General features: G+C 55.6%; 14 protein-coding genes and 1 pseudogene. 3 read left to right on the plus strand and 12 right to left on the minus strand.

Features of this window, described 5'->3' with window-relative positions; translation table 11 throughout:
- Positions 1–125 precede the first annotated feature (125 nt).
- The 4 genes and pseudogenes from ACZA91_RS07220 to ACZA91_RS07235 all read right to left on the minus strand — a co-directional run bounded on the left by ACZA91_RS07220 (position 126) and on the right by ACZA91_RS07235 (position 2,318).
- Positions 126–530 (minus strand): hypothetical protein, encoded by a 405-nt coding sequence (locus ACZA91_RS07220; protein WP_190526410.1) that lies wholly within the window; start codon positions 528–530, stop codon positions 126–128.
- Between the two features lie 38 nt (positions 531–568).
- Positions 569–652: pseudogene (locus tag ACZA91_RS07225) on the minus strand.
- A gap of 68 nt (positions 653–720) precedes the next feature.
- Positions 721–1,317 carry a hypothetical protein gene (locus tag ACZA91_RS07230; RefSeq protein WP_463185658.1) on the minus strand — a complete coding sequence of 199 codons (597 nt, stop codon included), beginning with the start codon at positions 1,315–1,317 and terminating at the stop codon, positions 721–723.
- A gap of 332 nt (positions 1,318–1,649) precedes the next feature.
- Entirely contained in the window at positions 1,650–2,318 is a 669-nt protein-coding gene (locus ACZA91_RS07235) for a Uma2 family endonuclease (protein ID WP_463185661.1), read from the minus strand.
- Positions 2,319–2,507: 189 nt separating this feature from the next.
- On the opposite strand from ACZA91_RS07235, the gene ACZA91_RS07240 reads away from it, so the two are divergent.
- A complete protein-coding gene (locus tag ACZA91_RS07240) occupies positions 2,508–3,092 on the plus strand; it encodes a Crp/Fnr family transcriptional regulator (protein WP_099533885.1) in 585 nt (194 codons plus the stop codon).
- Between the two features lie 144 nt (positions 3,093–3,236).
- Here ACZA91_RS07240 and ACZA91_RS07245 read toward each other — a convergent pair whose 3' ends face one another.
- The 3 genes from ACZA91_RS07245 to chrA form a co-directional block, all read right to left on the minus strand.
- Positions 3,237–4,175 carry a glycosyltransferase gene (locus ACZA91_RS07245; protein WP_190353586.1) on the minus strand — a complete coding sequence of 313 codons (939 nt, stop codon included), beginning with the start codon at positions 4,173–4,175 and terminating at the stop codon, positions 3,237–3,239.
- 192 nt (positions 4,176–4,367) lie between these two features.
- Entirely contained in the window at positions 4,368–5,321 is a 954-nt protein-coding gene (locus tag ACZA91_RS07250) for a glycosyltransferase family 2 protein (RefSeq protein WP_463185668.1), read from the minus strand.
- 101 nt (positions 5,322–5,422) lie between these two features.
- On the minus strand, positions 5,423–6,667 hold the full coding sequence (chrA, locus tag ACZA91_RS07255; RefSeq protein ID WP_190353588.1) for a chromate efflux transporter: 1,245 nt from the start codon (positions 6,665–6,667) through the stop codon (positions 5,423–5,425).
- A 345-nt stretch (positions 6,668–7,012) separates the two neighbouring features.
- Here chrA and ACZA91_RS07260 point away from each other — a divergent pair, with 345 nt between their 5' ends.
- A complete protein-coding gene (locus ACZA91_RS07260; RefSeq protein WP_463185671.1) occupies positions 7,013–7,933 on the plus strand; it encodes a PhzF family phenazine biosynthesis protein in 921 nt (306 codons plus the stop codon).
- A gap of 40 nt (positions 7,934–7,973) precedes the next feature.
- Here the strand turns inward: ACZA91_RS07260 and cysC are convergent, their stop codons facing one another.
- The 3 genes from cysC to ACZA91_RS07275 all read right to left on the minus strand — a co-directional run bounded on the left by cysC (position 7,974) and on the right by ACZA91_RS07275 (position 11,528).
- Positions 7,974–8,537, minus strand: a complete 564-nt coding sequence (gene cysC / locus ACZA91_RS07265; protein WP_463185675.1) for an adenylyl-sulfate kinase — start codon at positions 8,535–8,537, stop codon at positions 7,974–7,976.
- Between the two features lie 221 nt (positions 8,538–8,758).
- Positions 8,759–9,046: a photosystem II assembly protein Psb35 gene (gene psb35 / locus ACZA91_RS07270; RefSeq protein ID WP_234406981.1), complete on the minus strand. Its 288-nt coding sequence runs from the start codon at positions 9,044–9,046 to the stop codon at positions 8,759–8,761.
- 46 nt (positions 9,047–9,092) lie between these two features.
- Positions 9,093–11,528, minus strand: a complete 2,436-nt coding sequence (locus ACZA91_RS07275) for a transglycosylase domain-containing protein (protein ID WP_463185680.1) — start codon at positions 11,526–11,528, stop codon at positions 9,093–9,095.
- Positions 11,529–12,043: 515 nt separating this feature from the next.
- Here ACZA91_RS07275 and ACZA91_RS07280 point away from each other — a divergent pair.
- A complete protein-coding gene (locus tag ACZA91_RS07280; protein ID WP_199291368.1) occupies positions 12,044–12,502 on the plus strand; it encodes a hypothetical protein in 459 nt (152 codons plus the stop codon).
- Between the two features lie 84 nt (positions 12,503–12,586).
- Here the strand turns inward: ACZA91_RS07280 and ACZA91_RS07285 are convergent, their stop codons facing one another.
- Both ACZA91_RS07285 and ACZA91_RS07290 read right to left on the minus strand, forming a co-directional pair.
- Positions 12,587–15,136 (minus strand): S9 family peptidase, encoded by a 2,550-nt coding sequence (locus ACZA91_RS07285; protein ID WP_463185685.1) that lies wholly within the window; start codon positions 15,134–15,136, stop codon positions 12,587–12,589.
- A 686-nt stretch (positions 15,137–15,822) separates the two neighbouring features.
- On the minus strand, positions 15,823–18,009 hold the full coding sequence (locus tag ACZA91_RS07290; protein ID WP_190530783.1) for a calcium-binding protein: 2,187 nt from the start codon (positions 18,007–18,009) through the stop codon (positions 15,823–15,825).
- Positions 18,010–18,084 lie beyond the last annotated feature (75 nt).

Genomic DNA, 18,084 nt, shown 5'->3' on the forward strand with positions numbered 1-18,084 from the left:
GGGGCTTGGGAAAAGACAAAATCTTGAGTGGCGGTAATTCTGCCAAGAATAAGAGCTGGGTCTCTCTTGATTCGACAGAGACCCAGAACAAGAAAACAACTCAAGAAGAAACTGAGTGTGTGGCTCTACGGGGCTTCCGATGTGGAATTCCCCAAAAGTGCGTCAGCCATTTGTGCAACATGCTTGGCGGTGTCATAGCAGACAGCAGCACATTGAGCATTACCGTGACTATTTTGCTTCAGAATGCGCACACCGCCGAGAATTTCAGCCAAAGTCCATGCTACGAGTTCAGCAAAAGACGCATGATCGCGAACATTTGCATTTTGATCAAGTCCCTTTAACTTTCGCAAGGTCTTAACGGAAGCACCCTGCAAGCCACGGGATATGGCATTGCTACAGATCCCATAGCCACGGCCGCGTACACCATGCCTAGCAAGTACGGACGTGAACCACTTCCGAATTATCTTGCACAGAGAGCGGATACATAGCCATTCGGCAGAATATCCATTACCATTGTTTAGCTGTGGCATAGAAGTTTCCTACTCTTCTAAAGGCTCAGTCACTGTTTAGGAAGTAGTGGGATTTGAACCCACAAGTCCTTAATGGATACTGGATGGCAGTCCAGTGCGTGTACCAATTCCGCAATACTTCCGCGAAGACCGAGCCAAGCGTCAGCTGTAAGGTGCTCGGTCTCTCTCTATAAACCTTTATTGGGAACGATCAAGACAGGGTTTTATCAATCATTTCCCTCAAGTCTCCTCCAGAGTTCACTTTCTTCTGTAGAGCGTCAATTTGCCGCTTCTGCTCGTCGGCCTTCTGATTTGTCTTGGAGAGATCAGTCTGGAGTTTCTCAACTTGTTGGAGGAGTTGATTAATTTCCTCTGACTTTTTTTGATCTCTAATCTTGAGGTCTCGTACCTCCAGAACTAATCGTTTAACGGCATAAACAATGTCTGGTATAGACTGATCAGCTTCTGGCGCAGCAGTAGCCCTGTCTCGTTGAGCTTGCGCGATCATCTCCCCAGTCACGTAGGGCATCAGGTAGTAGCGGTATGACCCGTACTCACCTTGAACTCGTTCGATAAGAGGGAAATCCACTCGTCCTCTTCTGGGATCCATCAGTTGGAGCAGATATACCGACGCAGTGGAGTTGTTGATACCTAGGTTACTCTGCAGATCTTTAACTAACAGTCCATCCCCTTGTCCCTTGGGAGGAACGTAGCTGAGAACTTTCAGAAGGGTATCAGGCACCTGATGAATAGCTTTCAGCCCCTCTGCTTCAGTTGGAACCGGTTCTACTTGATTGTCATTATCCATAGGCACTGAGGACTGTTCTTTTCTTCTCAGTCTCATGCTACAGACTTTTTCTTACAGCGTCAAGCAAGATTAGAGTCTCTTTCTCGTCGGAGAGGGTATTGGATTTTCGATCACTCCACTTTCAGCTCTTGTTCTTCGTATAACAAAATCATGCTTCTTTCTTTTTGCCTTGTAGGATCAGAATAAATTGTCTTGACAACCGAGAAAGAAGAGTTGAGCACTTTTTCTAGGATTTTTGTTCTTAAAAGTGTAAAAAATCGCCGAATAGGCTGGTCTACAAGGCTTAAGCGTATGTAGTAGATCGCTGTAAAAGATGTCAAAACCCTCACTAACTATCTAGACCGAAATTGTTCCATTAGCCAGCGGATTGTGTCTGCGTCGTCGTTGAGATCGGTGCGTTCCAAGGCCTCCGCAACGATCGCCATCGATAGCCCCGGCAACACCTGGGATTCCTCGATCGCCCGGCTGCCCCGATCGGCGATCGCGAAAGCGATCACCTGTCGCTCATTGGCGTTGATCACCCAATATTCCCGCACGCCCAATTGTTCGTAGAGCAAGCGTTTGGGGCCGAGATCGTCGTTGAAGCTGCTGGCTCCCACTTCCACCACCAAGTCCGGCGGCCCAAAGCGATCGAGGTCGATCGGCTCGTTGCCCTTGGGTGGCCATTCAGAGCGATCGCCCACATAAAGGGATAGATCCGGCTGCGACTCTTGAACGCCTGTCTTGCGCAGACTCACGTTGAGATAGCTGACCAACCGCAAATTCCGAAAGGCAGCATAGAGACCAGCCACCCACAGCGGGCTGGTGTTTTGGCGAGCGTGGTCATGGCCTAAAGGAGTCATCTCAAAGCGCATCCGGCCGTTGTAATAGTAGCTGCGGCGATCGGGTGGGGCGGCGGGGTCATGGGCGATCGCGAGGAATTCGTCCCAGGTGGCGGGCAACCATTGATCCAGTGGTGGATCGGTGATGGTGGCTGGTGGTGGCGTTGTGGCAAGGGTCATGGGAGAGTCCCCCAGCGATCGGGCGGTGACTGTTTCCAGTGTAGCGAGGCGTTTGATCGCAACCGGCCAACAGGGCTAATCAACAGTTGATGGCCATTGGTTGACGACCATTGATGGCTATTCGGCCCCAATCGGCTAAACTACGGTTAGTCGATCGGAAAACCGGCTTATTAAGCCGTCAGATTAGCCATGACCGCTGTTGCTTCCCTCCATCATCCTCTTCTGTCCAAAGGAACCCGCCTGTTTTTGCGGCGATCGCCCTTGCCCCTCGCGCCCGATCGCCTGTGGCAAATCGAATCCGGCGTGGTGCGCACCTTGGCTTGGTTAGATGACGAATCCTTGGTCACTTTGGGGCTGTGGGGGCCCGGCGACTGGGTGGGCGCGCCCCTCTCCAACGTGGCTCACCACCACGCCGAGTGTCTGACAGATGTGAAGGTGCGGTCTGTGCCGATCGGTCAATGGGCCCCCAACCCTTCAGACCTGTTACGCCGCAGCCAACGCACCGAGGAACTGCTAGCCATCCGCAGCTATCGGCGCGTTGAAATGATGCTTCTGAAATTGTTGGACTGGCTGGGGCAACATTTCGGCCGCAACACCCAAAATGGTCGCGAGATTGACTTGCGGCTGACCCATCAGGATTTTGCCGACCTCCTGGGAGCCACCCGAGTCACCATCACCCGCGCCTTTGGGCAGTTAGAGCGCCAAGGATTAGTCACCCGATCGCTCCATCGAATTGTGTTGTGCCCCGATCGAACATGGCACTACGAAATCTAGTTCTCCCTCGATCGCGCAATAGCACCCAGATGCAACCGGCAAATCATGATTGGTGGGAGACCTAGGAATTGATTGATGACCAATTCCTAGCCATGATTCCTAGCCACGATTCATCGCAGGTTCTGGGGAAGTGAATTGGGGAACTTAAGCTGAATCTCGAAATCCCAGCCGATTACTGACTAAGTAATAGGGCCGCTGCTTCACTTCGTCATAGATTCGACCAATATATTCTCCTAGGATCCCCAGGAAAACCAATTGAATTCCTCCCATGAAAAAGGTTGTGGTCAAACCATAGGCCCAATCTAGAAAGCTATGGCCCAAAACAAATTTGAAATAGAGACCAATCAACCCCAAGGCAAAGGCAATCAGCGCACAAAGCAGACCCACATAAACCGTAATTCGTAAGGGAATGACGGAAAATGAAAAGATGCCATCAAAGGCCAATTTAAACAATTTGCTGATAGTAACCCGAGGTTCGCCACTGAAGCGGGGCCCCCGTTCCACCACCACTCCCGTTTGCCGAAACCCAGCATAGGCCCGCAAACCGCTGAGGTAGCGATTACGCTCGGGCATGGATCGCAGAGCCGCCGCCACTTTGCGATCCATGAGCGAGAAAATCCCAGCATCAAGGGGCAAGGTTAACCCAGACAGATAATTTAAGAGCCGATAAAACAATCGAAAGGCAAGGCGTTTAAGGATGAATTCTTTGCGTTTACGACGAATGGCATAAACCACATCATAGCCCGCTTGCCACTGTTCCACGAAGGATAAAATGGCGCTGGGCGAATCTTGTAAATCACCATCCATCAAAATCACCGCATCCCCTTGAGCGTGATCAATGCCAGCAGCAAGGGCGCATTGATGACCAAAGTTGCGAGAGAGCTGCAAGAGGCGAACTTCAGGATCGCGATCGATCAAATCCTGCACAATTTTGGCAGAGTGATCAACACTACCGTCATCTACAAAGATAATTTCAGCGGGATCTGCTAGTTGATCAAGGGTGGCGCGGAGTTGTTGCCATAATTCCAAGATTGTTGCTGCTTCATTAAAAATTGGAATCACAATCGAGTAGCGAGGTTTCACGGTGTTTACCCTGTCGAACCGCTAGAGAGTATCTGAGAATTATCTTGGGAAATGTGTGCTGATTGATAACTTTGAAATTGATAATCTTGAAAAGGATGATTTTTAAAAGTAAAAGTGCCCTCTGATGAAAAAAGCTGAGTCATCAAGGCGATCGGATGGTGGTGCGGTTCCCAGGGGCGATTGAACTGGGATTTAACTGGATTTTGCGGGGCGATCGAACCCGATGACTTCTGACAGGGTATAGAGAGGGCGGCCTTTGACTTCTTCATAAATTCGCCCCACATATTCCCCCAAAATGCCAATGCTGACGAGCTGGACGGCTCCGAGGAAGAAGATGGCGATCGCGATCGCGGCAAAGCCTGTGACGGGGGATTGGGGTTGGGAAATGCGCCAGTAGAAAACCATGGCGGCCATGACCAGGGCGATCGCAGCGGAAAGCAACCCCAGGTAAACCGACAGCCGCAGGGGCGCTTTGGAGAAGGACACTAACCCATCGATCGCCAGCCGCGCCGACTTGCGGAAGGTATATTTCACTTCTCCGGCAAAGCGTGGATCGCGGTGAAACTGCACGGCGGTTTGTCGAAAGCCCACCCACGATCGCAGGCCGCGGATATAGCGATTGCGTTCGGGCATGGTGTTGAGCAAGTCCACCACGGCGCGATCGAGCAGGCAAAAATCCCCCGTATCAGTGGGAATTTCAATATCCGCCAGTTGCTTGAGCAAGCGGTAGAACCCATAGGCGGTGAACCGTTTGAACCAGGTTTCTTTCTGGCGGGAAACCCGCTGGGCATAGACCACTTGATGGCCCGATCGCCATTGTTCGAGCATTTCAAAAATCAGTTCCGGGGGGTCTTGCAAGTCCGCATCCAGAATCACCACCACTTGGCCTCGGCAGAAGTTCAAGCCGGCCGTGACAGCGATTTGGTGACCAAAATTGCGGGCTAAGGAGAGATAGCAAACCCGAGAATCTTGGGCTTGCAGCTCGCGGATCATGGCTAGGGATCGATCGCGACTGCCGTCATTAATTAACACCAGCTCAAAGGGCCCATCCAATTGCTCACCCACGGCCACCACGCGCCGATATAACTCTGCGATCGTTTCCTCTTCGTTGAAAATGGGCACAATCAGCGAGTAGCGCGGGTTCATAGAACAAGAGCCTAAAGGTCGCAGCAGCAGGGATCGGCTCTCAGGATACGCTGTCTTTGGCCTGGCGTTCAGGTTTCTGCGAACTGGATCAGGGGGCAGACTTAGCCGATCGCGCCGGGAACCAATCCCAACAACACCCCTGCAATTGCCCCGCAGGCCAATACCTGCCAAGCCGCCAACCGCCACCGCAACAGGCCCACCATTCCCAAAATCAAGAGTGCCCCGGTGGCCGCCGACAGCCAAGCCACCCCCCGATCGATTTGGAGAGCGGCCTGCACCAAAGGCAGAGTAACCGCCAAAATGGCCCCGAGCACGGCGGGTGTGATCCCTTGCAAGAAGGCGCGTACCCAAGGATTATGGCGCGATCGCCGCAACAGGGGCGCGGCCAACCCCACGAAGCCAAAGGAAGGCAGAAAAACCGCGACGGTGGCGGTTAGGGCCCCGAGAACACCGGCCACTTTGTAGCCCACAAAGGCAACGGTGAGCAGGACAGGGCCGGGGGTGACCTGCCCAATCGCCACGCCGTGCAAGAACTCGGGACGGGTCAGCCAGCCCAACCGCTGCACCACTTCCAATTCCAGCAAGGGCACGATCGTCAGTCCACCACCAAAGACGAGGGTTCCCGCCCGCAAGAACGTGCTGATCAGTTCGGGGCCGTAGGTGTGGATGCGTTCCCAACCCCAAAAGCTGGCAACGGTCAGGGATTCCGGCGGCAAGGCGGCAACAAAGGTGGGCAGCAAGATTCCCCAAGGGCCGATCGCCCCTAAGGCGGAGCGGCGCGGCCCAAAAAACACCAACCCGGCTAGTCCCGCCAAGACAAAGGCCCACAAGATTCCCCCAGTGCTGAACCGCAGCAGCCCAAAAGTGCCCAGGGCGATCGCCCAGCGGATCCAAGGGCGATCGCCGCCCAGCAAAACCTTGCGCCCCAATTTCCAACAAAAGGTCAAGACAATGGCCACCACGGCCGGGGAAATGCCCAAAAACAGGGCGGAAACGGCCGGTAATGCCCCATAGCGAAAGTAAGCCCAAGCAAGGGCCACCACCATCACCCAAGCGGGGGCAATGAAGCAGAGGCCTGCCAACAGGGCCCCGAGCCAACCGGCACGGCAATAGCCGATGTAGATGCCGAGTTGGGTGGAGGCGGGGCCGGGCAACATTTCGCAAACGGCAATGCCTTCGGTGAATTCTTCCGCCGTTAGCCAACCCCGCTGCACCACCACGGCTTCATTCATCAACGCCATGTGGGCTTGGGGGCCGCCAAACCCGGTCACACCCAAGGTAAGAAAGAGGCGGGCCAGTTCCCGCAGTCGATCGGGCAAGGAAGGGGTGGGCGATGCGGCAGTCATGGGCCAAGCAAACTCCATCAAAACCATCACATCCCAGCAGCCTAACGGACAGGGCGATCGAGCCTAGGTATTCTGGCCAACATTGCTCTTGATTAGCGATCGGGCAATTTGGACAGTCAGGGATCGTAGGCTCAATGGGTTGATTGGGCACAATGGCGCTGCAAAATCACGCGGCAACGTTTTAGTTCGATCGGACTAATAAACGGATGATTGCAGACGGTTAGTCACCAATAATCACATAATCACAGAAGTTTGATTGCAAACGGTTAATTTCAAATCAATAATTTCAAATCAATAATTTCCACCGGCTCAGGCGGTGGTGTTGGCAAGCTGGAGACTTTGACCTTGACCCTTTCCCCGATTGGCGATCGCTTTTACACGGCCGACGTGTTTACAACCCAAGCCTTTGGGGGCAATCCCCTGGCGGTGTTCCCGCAGGCCAGCGGCCTGAGCGAGGAACGAATGCAGGCGATCGCCCGAGAGCTGAACCTGTCGGAAACGGTGTTTGTTTTGCCGCCGGAAACACCCCAGGGTACTCGACGGCTGCGCATTTTTACGCCAGGGGGCGAAATTCCCTTTGCTGGCCACCCCACGGTGGGCACAGGCTATGTTTTGGCCAAAATTGGCGAAATTAGCCTCACGGGTGATGACACTCGTTTGATTTTTGAGGAAGGGGTGGGGCCCGTGCCGGTGACCGTGCGATCGCGGGCGGGACAACCGATCGCCAGTGAGTTAACCGTGGCTCAATTGCCGGTGGTGGAACCCTGGCAGGGCGATCGCGCGACCATGGCTCGGGCGATCGGGCTAACGGTGGCGGATTTGACCGTGCCGGGCTGGGAACCGGCCACGGCTTCCTGTGGCTTGCCCTTCACGGTGATCCCCCTGCGCGACTTGGCGGCCCTGAACCGGGCTCGCTTGCAGATCGGCCCCTGGGAAGAGACCTTTGGATCCACGGCAGCCCCCCAGTTGTATTTGGTGACGGGGTTAACGGGCGATCGCCCCCTGACGGTACGGATGTTTGCTCCGGCCTTGGGCATTGCGGAGGATCCCGCCACCGGCTCGGCGACAGCGGCCTTGGGGGGCTATTTGGTTCAGGGGCGATCGTTTCCCGACGGCGAACCGTCTTGGACCATTGCCCAGGGGGCGGCGATTCAGCGGCCCAGCGAATTAACTGTGACGGTACGAATCGCCCAAGGGAAGATCACCGAGGTGCGAGTGGGGGGCAGCTCGGTGCTGGTTTCGGAAGGGGTAATGTATCGCGCCTAATTCTGGCTGGCTTAATCTTGGCTGCCTAGTCCTGGCTGGCCTAGTCCTGGCTGGGTAAATAACCCAAACGATCGAGCGCGGCCAACACCTGTGCCGTGCAATCCTCTAGGGAATCCCGATCGGTGCGGCATTCCACCTCCGGTTGCTCCGGCGCTTCGTAGGGATCATCAATGCCCGTGAAGCCTCGAATCAAGCCCGCCCGCGCCTTGGCATAGAGGCCCTTCACGTCCCGCGATTCGCAAACCGCCAGGGGGGCGTTGACATAAACTTCCACAAACTGCCCAATCATCGATCGCACCTCTTGGCGAATGGCGCGATAGGGCGAGATGGCGGAAGCGACCACAAACACCCCATTCCGAGTCAGCAGATGAGCCACGAAGCCAATCCGCCGGATATTTTCATCGCGGTCTTCTTTGCTGAACCCCAGGCCCTTGCTCAGGTGTTGCCGCACCAGGTCGCCATCCAGAATTTCCACGCGCTGCCCCCGGGCTTTGAGGGCCTCGGCCACGGCCTGCCCGATCGTGGTTTTGCCCGCGCCACTCAACCCCGTTAACCAAATGGTTGCGCCGATCATCGAAGCTGGGTTTGCCGTTGAAGATTCCATATCAAACTGCTTTAAAAGTGCATCTCAATGCATCAAAAATGCGTCTCGAAACCAAATTCTGCGCAATACAAAATTCTGCGAAACAAGAATTCCTGACAGAATTTTTAGAGAACAGACAAGACACCGCTGATTCCCGGCTCCCAGCTCAGCAACAGCCTAGCTAGGCCCCCAGGGGCGGATCCGCACAGCCACGCGGCAGCAGCCCGCCCCGATCGGGAAGATTACTCAGCCGTAGACGAATCTTGTGAATTGGTGGTCTCTTCCTTGTCCGTTGGTTTCAGGTCGGGCACAAAGTCGGGCCGGTCTCTGCCTTCCCAGCCCGCCGGACGCTTGGAGTTATACCAGGCGATCGACCCGATCGACACCGCCGCAATGAACCCCACAACATAGACCGCCACAAACGCCCAGGGAAAACCCTGGCTCACGCCGGGCAGTGCCAGCAACTGGGAGGTCACCAACGAGCCAAACAACGTCGGCAAGGAATGGCCAAACAACAGGGCGGTGTCCATAAGGATTACAAAAAGTTACAAACCACTATCCAAACACAACAATACCCTAAGGGCTACCACCGCCGTCGCTGGTGGTGGGGGGTGCGACGGGTGGTGGGGGTGCAACCGGGGGCGGCGGCGGTGCAGCCGGGGGCGGCGGGGCAACGGGCGGCGGCGGTGGGGCAACGGGTGCTGAACGAACTGGGGCCGCCGGTTCCGAAGTTCTGGAGCGGGCTGGGGCCGTCGCGGGACTTGGGGCACTAGAACGCGGGGAACGGCGCTCACCTTCACCACGGCTCTCTTCGCCACGACCCGATCGCGATTCACCGCTCCGGGGTTGCGGGGAACGCTCCGATGAACTGCCGTTCCGGGGATTCTCTTCGCGATCCTCCCGTTGACGACGCTTCAGATCGTCCTCGGAAGCGGCTTGGCCTTCTCGAGAACCCCGATCGGCCCGTTTCTTGGGTCGGAAGCGACGGCCAGACAGGTTCGGCAGCTTGTCAAAGGTTTCCACCTTGAACCCCTTCACGGCCTCTTTCATGAAGTCGTTCCAAGTGGCCGCCGCCGCCGCACTGGCTCCATAGGTGGGTTGGTTATTGTCATTCCCCAACCAAACACCGGTCACCAATTGCGGAATGAAGCCAATGAACCAAAGATCCCGCGCCTTATCCGACGTGCCGGTTTTACCCGCCACCGGGCGGCCTTCCAAGGCTGCGGGGGCCCCAGTTCCGTCATTCACCACCTGCTGCAACATCCAGTTGATGATCGCCGAATCGTTGGTGTTCAAGGCTACGACGGGGGTCGTTTTGTTTTCATAGATCACCTGACCTCGGCGATCGCGAATCCGCCGAATGCCGTAGGTGGGGAAATGTTTACCCTTAGCGGCCAATGTGCCATAGGCCGCCGTCAGTTCCAGCAAATTCACCTCCGAAGCCCCTAGGGCCAGGGAGTAGGTGGGCTTTAATTCTGACTGAATGCCCATCTTGCGGGCCAGGTCAATCACGTTTTCCCGACCCACATCCAGCATCACCTTCAGGGCGATGATGTTCACGGATTTGGTCAGAGCCGCAGTGGCCGACTGCCAACCGGAGAACTTACCGCTAAAGTTTTTGGGTTCGTATCCCCCAATGCGATAGGGTTCGTCCGCATAACCCGCATAGGGAGACATCCCCGCTTGAATGGCGGCACTGTAGACGAAGGTTTTGAAGGTGGAGCCGGGCTGCCGTTTGGCTTGGGTGACGCGGTTGAATTGGCTGGCGGTGAAATTGGTGTCTCCGCTGCCCACCATGGCTCGAATTTCCCCGGTGCGCGGATCGATCGCCACCAAAGCCCCTTGGGAAAATCGTTGATATCGACCGCGTTTTTGGACAGCCTCTTGCACCGCGCGGGTGGCGACTGTTTGCCAGTCGGGGCGGAGGGTGGTTTCAACGGTCAGACCGCCGCGCTCAATCACTTCCGAAGGCAGGTGTTTGGGCAGCTCTTGCAGGATATAGGACGTGAAGTGCGGGGCCGTGACAATCAGGCGGCGCGGAATTTTTTGGTTAAGGGTAATTGGCTCGCTTTGAGCTGCGTCCGCTTCAGCCGCGCTCAGGAAGCCGGCCACCACCATTCGATCGAGCACAATGTTCCGGCGCTCTTTGGTAATTTCCGGGTTAACCAGGGGCGAAAAATAGCTCGGGGCGGGAGCCAAACAGGCCAGGGTTGCCATTTCCGCCAGGGTGAGGCGATCGAGGCTTTTGCCAAAGTAAACCCAAGCCGCATCGGAAACCCCATAGGCTCCGGAGCCAAGATAGACCAAATTTAGGTAGCTTTCGGCGATTTGGTCTTTGGTGAGCGATCGCTCCATCTTGGCCGCCAACAGCGCTTCCCGCAGTTTGCGGGTGGCGCTGCGCTCTTGGTTCAGGAAAACAATCCGTGCTAGCTGTTGGGTGATGGTGCTGCCACCTTCCACCACCTCTCCCGCGAGCAGGTTGGTCCAGGAAGCGCGCAAAATCCCGATCGCATCAACCCCGTCATGCTCATAAAACCGCCGATCTTCAGCGGCCATAAACGCCTGGAGCAGCTTTTTGGGAATTCGCTTCAGGGGCGTTTTTTCCCGGGTTGCGGGCCCCTGTTGCTGCAAAATCGTGCCATCGGCAGCAATGATCGTGACCGTGCCATCTCGGGAAAACGTGAAGACATCTTGGGCAGAAGGCAGAGTATCTTCAAAGGCTTTGACGGAACGCCAGCCGGCCCAGCCAAGGGCAGTGCTGCCACCTAAAAAACTGATCCCAATCAGGATTCCCCAATATTTACCAAAGGAGCGGGGACGGCCATCGGAGGGGTGGCGGGTCGATCGGGAGGGTAAACGCAACCACCGGGGCCAAGAAAAGGCTGCCCGTTGTGGTGTGGCAACCGTTGGCGGCAGCGTTGGCAATGGATCAGCCGGAGTCGCTGTCGATCCCTCACCACCCTGGCTAGGGGCTGGTGGTAAATCTGTAAATCCCGAATCTGATTGACTCACAGCTTTTCCTCGTTGCTGGCCCGTCGGTGCAGGAGGAGAGAATGCGGCCCGCCGGTTGGCAAATAACTTAACATGACCCCAAGGAAGTCTGAGGAAAAAAGTCGCTCAATGACTTATGAAGTCTAACTTTGGGCTGATTTAGAGTGTAGAAGCCATTGGGTAATATCTGCCTCTGTTGCTTGCCTCTGTATAAATTGCAAAATCATAAATTGCAAAATCTGCATCATGCCGATGAAGGTTTGGATTCGGGGCGATCGCCTGGGACGGTCTTGTGCTGGCAAATCGAATCGATCGCCTAGAACGATGTCACGCTGACTGGTTCGCAGCAAATCCAGTGCGAATTGAGTGCAAATCCAAAGTAAATCCAAAGCCAAGAGGCCGAATGCGCGGGTAATCTAGGGGCTGAAATGTTGATGAGAGAACGAGTTGAGGCAATGCAAGACCGATTCGATCTCGATGATCGTGGCCTTAAGCTGGGTTACTGACCAAAACTCATGAAGTTGATTGATTGCTCTATGAGCCTTCCCTCCCACGTCACCGACTTAAGCAATCAAGATTATTTGGTTTTGGGCTTGGCCACTTGCTTTCTCAAAGAAGAGGGCGAGTTGCAGTCAGTCAGCCTCATTGAGCCGATTCCTTCAGCAGCCCTAGAAACGATTTTGCAAGGCATTCCCACCTCTTATCAGTGGGCGATCGCCCTGCCGATCGAAGCGGCTTTGGCTGCCAGTGCGGCGGGACAGTTGCCGGAAGGGTTCCCGCCCGAATCCCATTGGTGTGCTGATTTTGAACCACGGGCGATCGCGGCGGCTCGCACCTACCGCAGCCGACCCAGCGCCCAACAACACATCCCGATCGGGCAACGGCGCACGGATTTGAATCACTCGGTCGATCGAAAGCGTGTTCTGAACGCCAACAGCATGGTGCGCCCCGAAGACAACGTGAAGCAACATGCCTACACCCATCAAGTGCTCTAGCCTTGGGGTTCAGCTAGCTGGTTGAGAAGGATTCAGAACTGCCGAGTCAGGATTGCCCAGCCCAGTCGGGACAAACTCACAGCTCTAGGGATGGGCATGGGCTTGCTGAAAATCCATTCGCAGCCGCTGCACCGTGGAAGTGCCAATATACAAATCACACCAACGGGCCATCTCCCACAACACATGACCGATCGCTTCCTGGGACTCGTAGGCGTGGTCTTCGTAGGGCAGCAGCACCAGCCGCGCTGTTCCCCCTAATCCGCGCATGGCATCATACATCCGTTCACTTTGAATGGGATAAGTACCAGGATTAGAATCCCGCTGACCATGAATCAGGAGCAGGGGTTCATTAATGCGATCGGCAAAGGTGAAGGGAGATAGACGGGTATAGGTTTCTTGGGCTTGCCAGTAGGTGCGTTGTTCGCCCTGAAACCCAAAGGGGGTGAGGGTACGGTTATAGGCTCCGCTACGGGCAATCCCGGCCCTGAAGAGATTGGTATGAGCCAGCAGGTTAGCCACGGTGAAGGCTCCGTAGGAATGGCCCCCCACTAACAATCGCTTGGGATCGGCAATGCCGCGATCAACCACATAGTTCACCGCCGCTTCGGCTCCCGCGATCAGTTGCTCAATGTAGGTGTCATTGGGTTCTGCGCCGTTTTCACCCACGATCGGGAGGCTAGGATCGAGCAACACCCCATAGCCCAAGGCCAACAGAAACAGGGGTGAATCGGCTTCAGGGCGACTGAAGAAGTTGGCGGAGGTGGTGACCTGCCCGGCGGTGTTTCGATCGGCATATTCTTCGGGATAAACCCAAAACACCATGGGCAAGGGCCCATCCCGATCGCGTTCGTAACCGGGAGGCAGATAGAGCGTGGCGGAGAGGGGAACACCATCAGCCCGCTGGTAGTAGACAATCTCTTGCTGAATGTCAGCCAAGGCGGGGATGGGATCGGCAAATTGGGTCAAGGGCTGGGCTGGGCTTTCGGAACTGGCTAAGTCCCGCAAAAAGTAATTGGGAGCCTCGCGCTGGGATTGCCGTTGGGTGAGCAGTTGCCCCTGACTGAGCAGGTCGATCGGATATTCATAGTAAGGATCAGTGGCCTGCCACAGCCGCTCCGTTTGATTGGTCACCAAGTTCCAGCGGTCTAAAAACGGATGGATGCCCTGAGGCGAGGCCCCTTGACCCACGAGGTAAAGGGATTGTTGATCGGTCGCCAACCGCAACACCTCAAGACCATAGGGACCTTGAGCCATCAAAGGGTCGCCGGGGTCACGGTATCGATCCTGATAGTTGCGATCGCCCCGCAGCACGGGGGCCGCGCCGGGGCGATCGGGAGCCACTTGCCACAACCGCACCCGCCGTTCATCGAACCAAAATTCCTCAATCAGGGCCAGGTTGCCATTGCCCCACCAGGCATAGCGAAACCGAAATGAGGATTGCCAAAGCCGCTGAGGTGGCTGATCCAAGGCAGTGGCTTCCTGGACGTAGAGAGCATCCCGATCGGTTGCGGCCTGTCCTGGATTGCCCCCGTCCAGGGCTTCAACCCAATAGAGCGTGGCGGGGCGATCGGTTCGCCACCCAAATAACCGTTTACCCGGTCGCACAGCATCAAAACCGAGCGGTAAGTTATCCGCCAAGGGCAAGCGGGTCAAGATCTGCGATCGCCCTTGGTTTCGCCCTTGATTGAGGTGATGCAAGGCAATGCGACGGGGAAAACGATCAATCGGTACCTTATAGGAAAAAGGCGTTTCCACCGTTTCGACCAGCAGATGTTGACCGTTGGGCGAGGGTGTAACGTGGTCGTACAAATCCGGGGGGAGCAGTAAGGAGCGACGACCCTGTAGATCAATCTGCTCGATCGTGGCGCTTAGGTAATGCCTCAGGAGGGCCTCATCGTGGGGGCTGTTGAGCAGATTGGTGTAGGTGCGATTGGGCGATCGTTGTCCGTCGTGATCCTCAATGATCGGCCCCTCGGGCGGCACGGGCATGGGTGGAGGCGCACCCCGATCGGTGGGAATGACCTTACAAACCAAGCCCTCTGTCCCCGGCAACCAATCGCAGGGCGACCCATAAGCCCCATTCAAAATTGGCCCCGTCAACATTCGGGGGCTAGCCGTTTCCAAATCAATGACCCACAATTCCAGTCCGCGATCGGTTGTTTGAGTTAGGGCCAGCGATCGGCCGTCCCGTGACCAGCGCAGATTACTGAGGCGACTGTTAGCCGGTAAGGATACCGCCTGTCGTTGTCTTGTACTTAGCTCAGTAATTGTTATGCCGCGATAGTAAGTCCCCAGCGAGGGGCCGTTCGTTTGGGGATTAATGCGCAAACCGGCCAAGGGTAAAGCCGGAGCAGCCAGATCAACAAGGGCCGCCATCCCCACCGGTAACAGCTCGATCGTGTAGCGCCGGTTAGGGGAAACCATCACGATCGGCGTGGCCGGTGCTTTCAGCATTTGATCGATCGGTGGCGGTGCGGGTTGCCAACGGGCCGCCCCAGTCACCGACGGTAACTTCACCGATGGTTGTGCCAAAACCGATGATTCAACCCATCCCCAACCCATGACTGTGGCCAAACATCCCAGAACTGACCACCAGCACGATCGATATCGGCTCGATCGATCTCCATCCACCACAGGCCTCACACTCCTGACTAATCAAAAACGGCAAGCAATCCAACTCCACCAGTCGCATCAACCATGACCGCGTTCTTGTTTGCCCCTTAAAAATCAATACTCGAATCAATAAAACTCCACGCTGACATTCCAGTCGGATCATGCTCAACACAAGCAAGATCTCAACTCAATTAACAAATACAAGGCGACCCCGTTTTTACGGTCAAGAATTCTCTTAAAGGCATTAATTTCGTTCTAGGTTTAATGACTTTAAGAGCCTAATTAACCCATCTTAGTCCTGATTACAGATCCTTTATAACCGATCCGATTTCCGTGAGTAGAACCAATGGGACGCAATCAAAAGCATCATTTTTTACATAGACAAATTGGCATTTTTTAAATCAGCGATTAGGATTTCACCACAACCTAACCCTGATCAGCCATTGATTAATATCCCGAATTTGACATAGTAATGACTTACGGAAAGTACCGCGTCAAAAATATAGCTAGCTTGACTAAATTTGCAAATATTTCAGAACTCTGATCAATTTCTAACATTTTCCCCAACGACTGCTGCCTACCTTCTGACACGGTTTAAGCGGGCGATCGTCCCTACACACCCAAAGAAAAACTCCCCAGACCCGGAATCCGAGCTGGGGAGGAAAGGCAGAGTCGAAACCCTGCCTTGAGAGTCAATCTGCCAAACCTTAGAAGATCACGATATCGCGACCGTAGGTCAGGTCGGTGACAGGTGCACCGCCCTTGAGCACTTGCGCGAACGGAATCGGCAGGAGATTGGTGCTAGTACCCGCAAACGCAGTGGGCACTTGGGGCGATTGCGGTAGGATGATGTACTGCACCGTACCGATGGTGTTTGCAACTGTCGGAGATCCCCCACTCTGCAGCAGTATGCTGCTAGTACCATTCCAGCTGGTACTAGCAAGAGTACCTGCTGTAACCCGGGGTGTTGGGTCATAGAAGAACTGGGTGCCAAAGCTACCTGCTCGGTTTGCATTTGAGGTAGAGGTAGCTGCGCGACCGTACAGAATGCCGGTGTCTTGAGCGTAGAACAACAGAGCATCTTTGCCAGCAATGTTGGTCACACTAGTTCCGGAAACTGATGCGACCGTCAGGAACTGACCAGGATCATTCGCGCTCGGAGCGCTGGTTCCATTCGAGAAGAGGCGACCTTCCAAGCGAATTTGGTCAACCCCAGCCTCAAAGTCAGTAATCGTATCGAAACCAGACAGCGAGTAGCCGTAACCTTGAATGGGAACTAAATTAGTACCCGTCGGGGCTTGAGAGCCGAACTGAGGAGTGACCCCTGTACCAAAGCCACCGGCTGTGCCATAGGCAATTGTTAGAGTTGCGCCGTAGGTCGGTAGGCTACTTGTGGGAATAGAAATCGGGGCGGTACCGGCAGTACCAACGCCACTGACAATCCCGATCGTACCAGCACCGCTGGAGAAGGTAAACGAAGCACCAGCAGTGCTAATGGCAGCAGTGCCCGGAGCTTCAGGAGCACCAATACCGGGGTTTCTAACAAAGTATGTCACCGTCTGGGGAGTCAGCGGGTTGGTTCCTTCGCCAATCGTCCCAGCAACAGGAATTGCATTGTTAGTAAAGGCAACCGAAGCAACATCGCGGATCTGAACGCCCCGGAACAGGAACACATCAGCGCCTGCGCCACCGGTTAGCACATCAGCGTTGCCCAGGCCTTCTAGGGTATCGTTACCAGCGCCACCGGTCAGGGTATCGCGGTTCGGGGTACCGGTCAGGAACAAGCCAGTGCTGCCAGCAATGATCGTAAAGGGAGCGGTACCCGAGATGATCGTGTCGCCTTCACCAGGGTTGAAACCGGAGATTGCACCACCTGCCAACACGTTGAAGGTGTCGCGACCAGCGCCGCCCACCAGGGTGACGTTCGACCCTTGGGAGACCAGCGAGTCATCGCCAGCGCCACCTTGGATCGTGTTCGCACCAGCGCCGACCAGGGTGTCACCCAGGCTGCCGGCAATCAGCACGTTACCCGAACCCGTGATGGTGGGCAGGATTTGCAGGAAATTCTTGCCACCGCCACCGGAAGCGGTCGAGAAGGCAGCACCACCGTCAAAGGTGATCGTATCGTCGCCTTCGCCACCAGCCAGGGTGTTGTTAGCACCGGTGTTGCGGAGGATATCGTTACCAAGGTCGCCAGAGATGAAGGCACCCGAGCCGCTGGCGGTCAACACGTCAGCACCCGAGCCACCGTATACGGAGTCAGCGGCACCAGCCGTGATCGTATCGTTGCCTTGGTTACCGAACAGCAGGGTACGGCCACCACCGGTGATTGCATCGTCGCCGTCGCCACCGTAAACCGTTGCACCAGCAACGCCGGAGCCGCCGCTCAGAGCGATATTGTCATTGCCGCGATCGCCGTACAGCAGGCCACCAACGGTCGAGGTCAGGGTGTCGTTGCCTTGACCACCGTACAGGGTGTCGGCCCGATTGCCAGCTACCAGTGCGTCGTTGCCCTGGTTACCGAACAGAGCCGAAGGACCAACGGAGTTAGCAACCAGCGAGTCATCGCCTTCGCCACCGTACATGGTGTCGCCACCGCCAGCAGTCGAACCGCCGATGATACCAGTGGAGACAGACTCACCCACGATCGTGTCGTTGCCGCGATCGCCATACAGCAGCGAGCCGCCGCGGCTGCGGATAATGTCAGCGCCTTGACCACCGTAGATGGTGTCAGCGCCACCTTGGCTGATCAGCGAGTCAGCGCCTTGGTTACCAAAAATTGCGTTACGGCCGGCGGTGCTACTGACGAGCGAGTCAGCATCCCCCAGACCGATCAGGGTATCTACGCCAGACCCAATCAAAAAGTTGGGTAGGTTGTTGCCGAACTGAGTCACTTATTCCACTCCTCTGAAATTTGCTGTAGCTGTATGTCTGTGCTTGTACCAAACGATCGACAATTCAGCGTTGCA

It is taken from the genome of Limnothrix sp. CMB-01, from assembly GCF_055193175.1.

Coding starts and splice junctions, on each gene's coding strand:
- ACZA91_RS07220 (WP_190526410.1), bottom strand. CDS start 530: ATGCCACAGCTAAACAATGGTAATGGATATTCTGCCGAATGGCTATGT.
- ACZA91_RS07230 (WP_463185658.1), bottom strand. CDS start 1,317: ATGGATAATGACAATCAAGTAGAACCGGTTCCAACTGAAGCAGAGGGG.
- ACZA91_RS07235 (WP_463185661.1), bottom strand. CDS start 2,318: ATGACCCTTGCCACAACGCCACCACCAGCCACCATCACCGATCCACCA.
- ACZA91_RS07240 (WP_099533885.1), top strand. CDS start 2,508: ATGACCGCTGTTGCTTCCCTCCATCATCCTCTTCTGTCCAAAGGAACC.
- ACZA91_RS07250 (WP_463185668.1), bottom strand. CDS start 5,321: ATGAACCCGCGCTACTCGCTGATTGTGCCCATTTTCAACGAAGAGGAA.
- chrA (WP_190353588.1), bottom strand. CDS start 6,667: ATGACTGCCGCATCGCCCACCCCTTCCTTGCCCGATCGACTGCGGGAA.
- cysC (WP_463185675.1), bottom strand. CDS start 8,537: ATGGAATCTTCAACGGCAAACCCAGCTTCGATGATCGGCGCAACCATT.
- psb35 (WP_234406981.1), bottom strand. CDS start 9,046: ATGGACACCGCCCTGTTGTTTGGCCATTCCTTGCCGACGTTGTTTGGC.
- ACZA91_RS07280 (WP_199291368.1), top strand. CDS start 12,044: ATGAGCCTTCCCTCCCACGTCACCGACTTAAGCAATCAAGATTATTTG.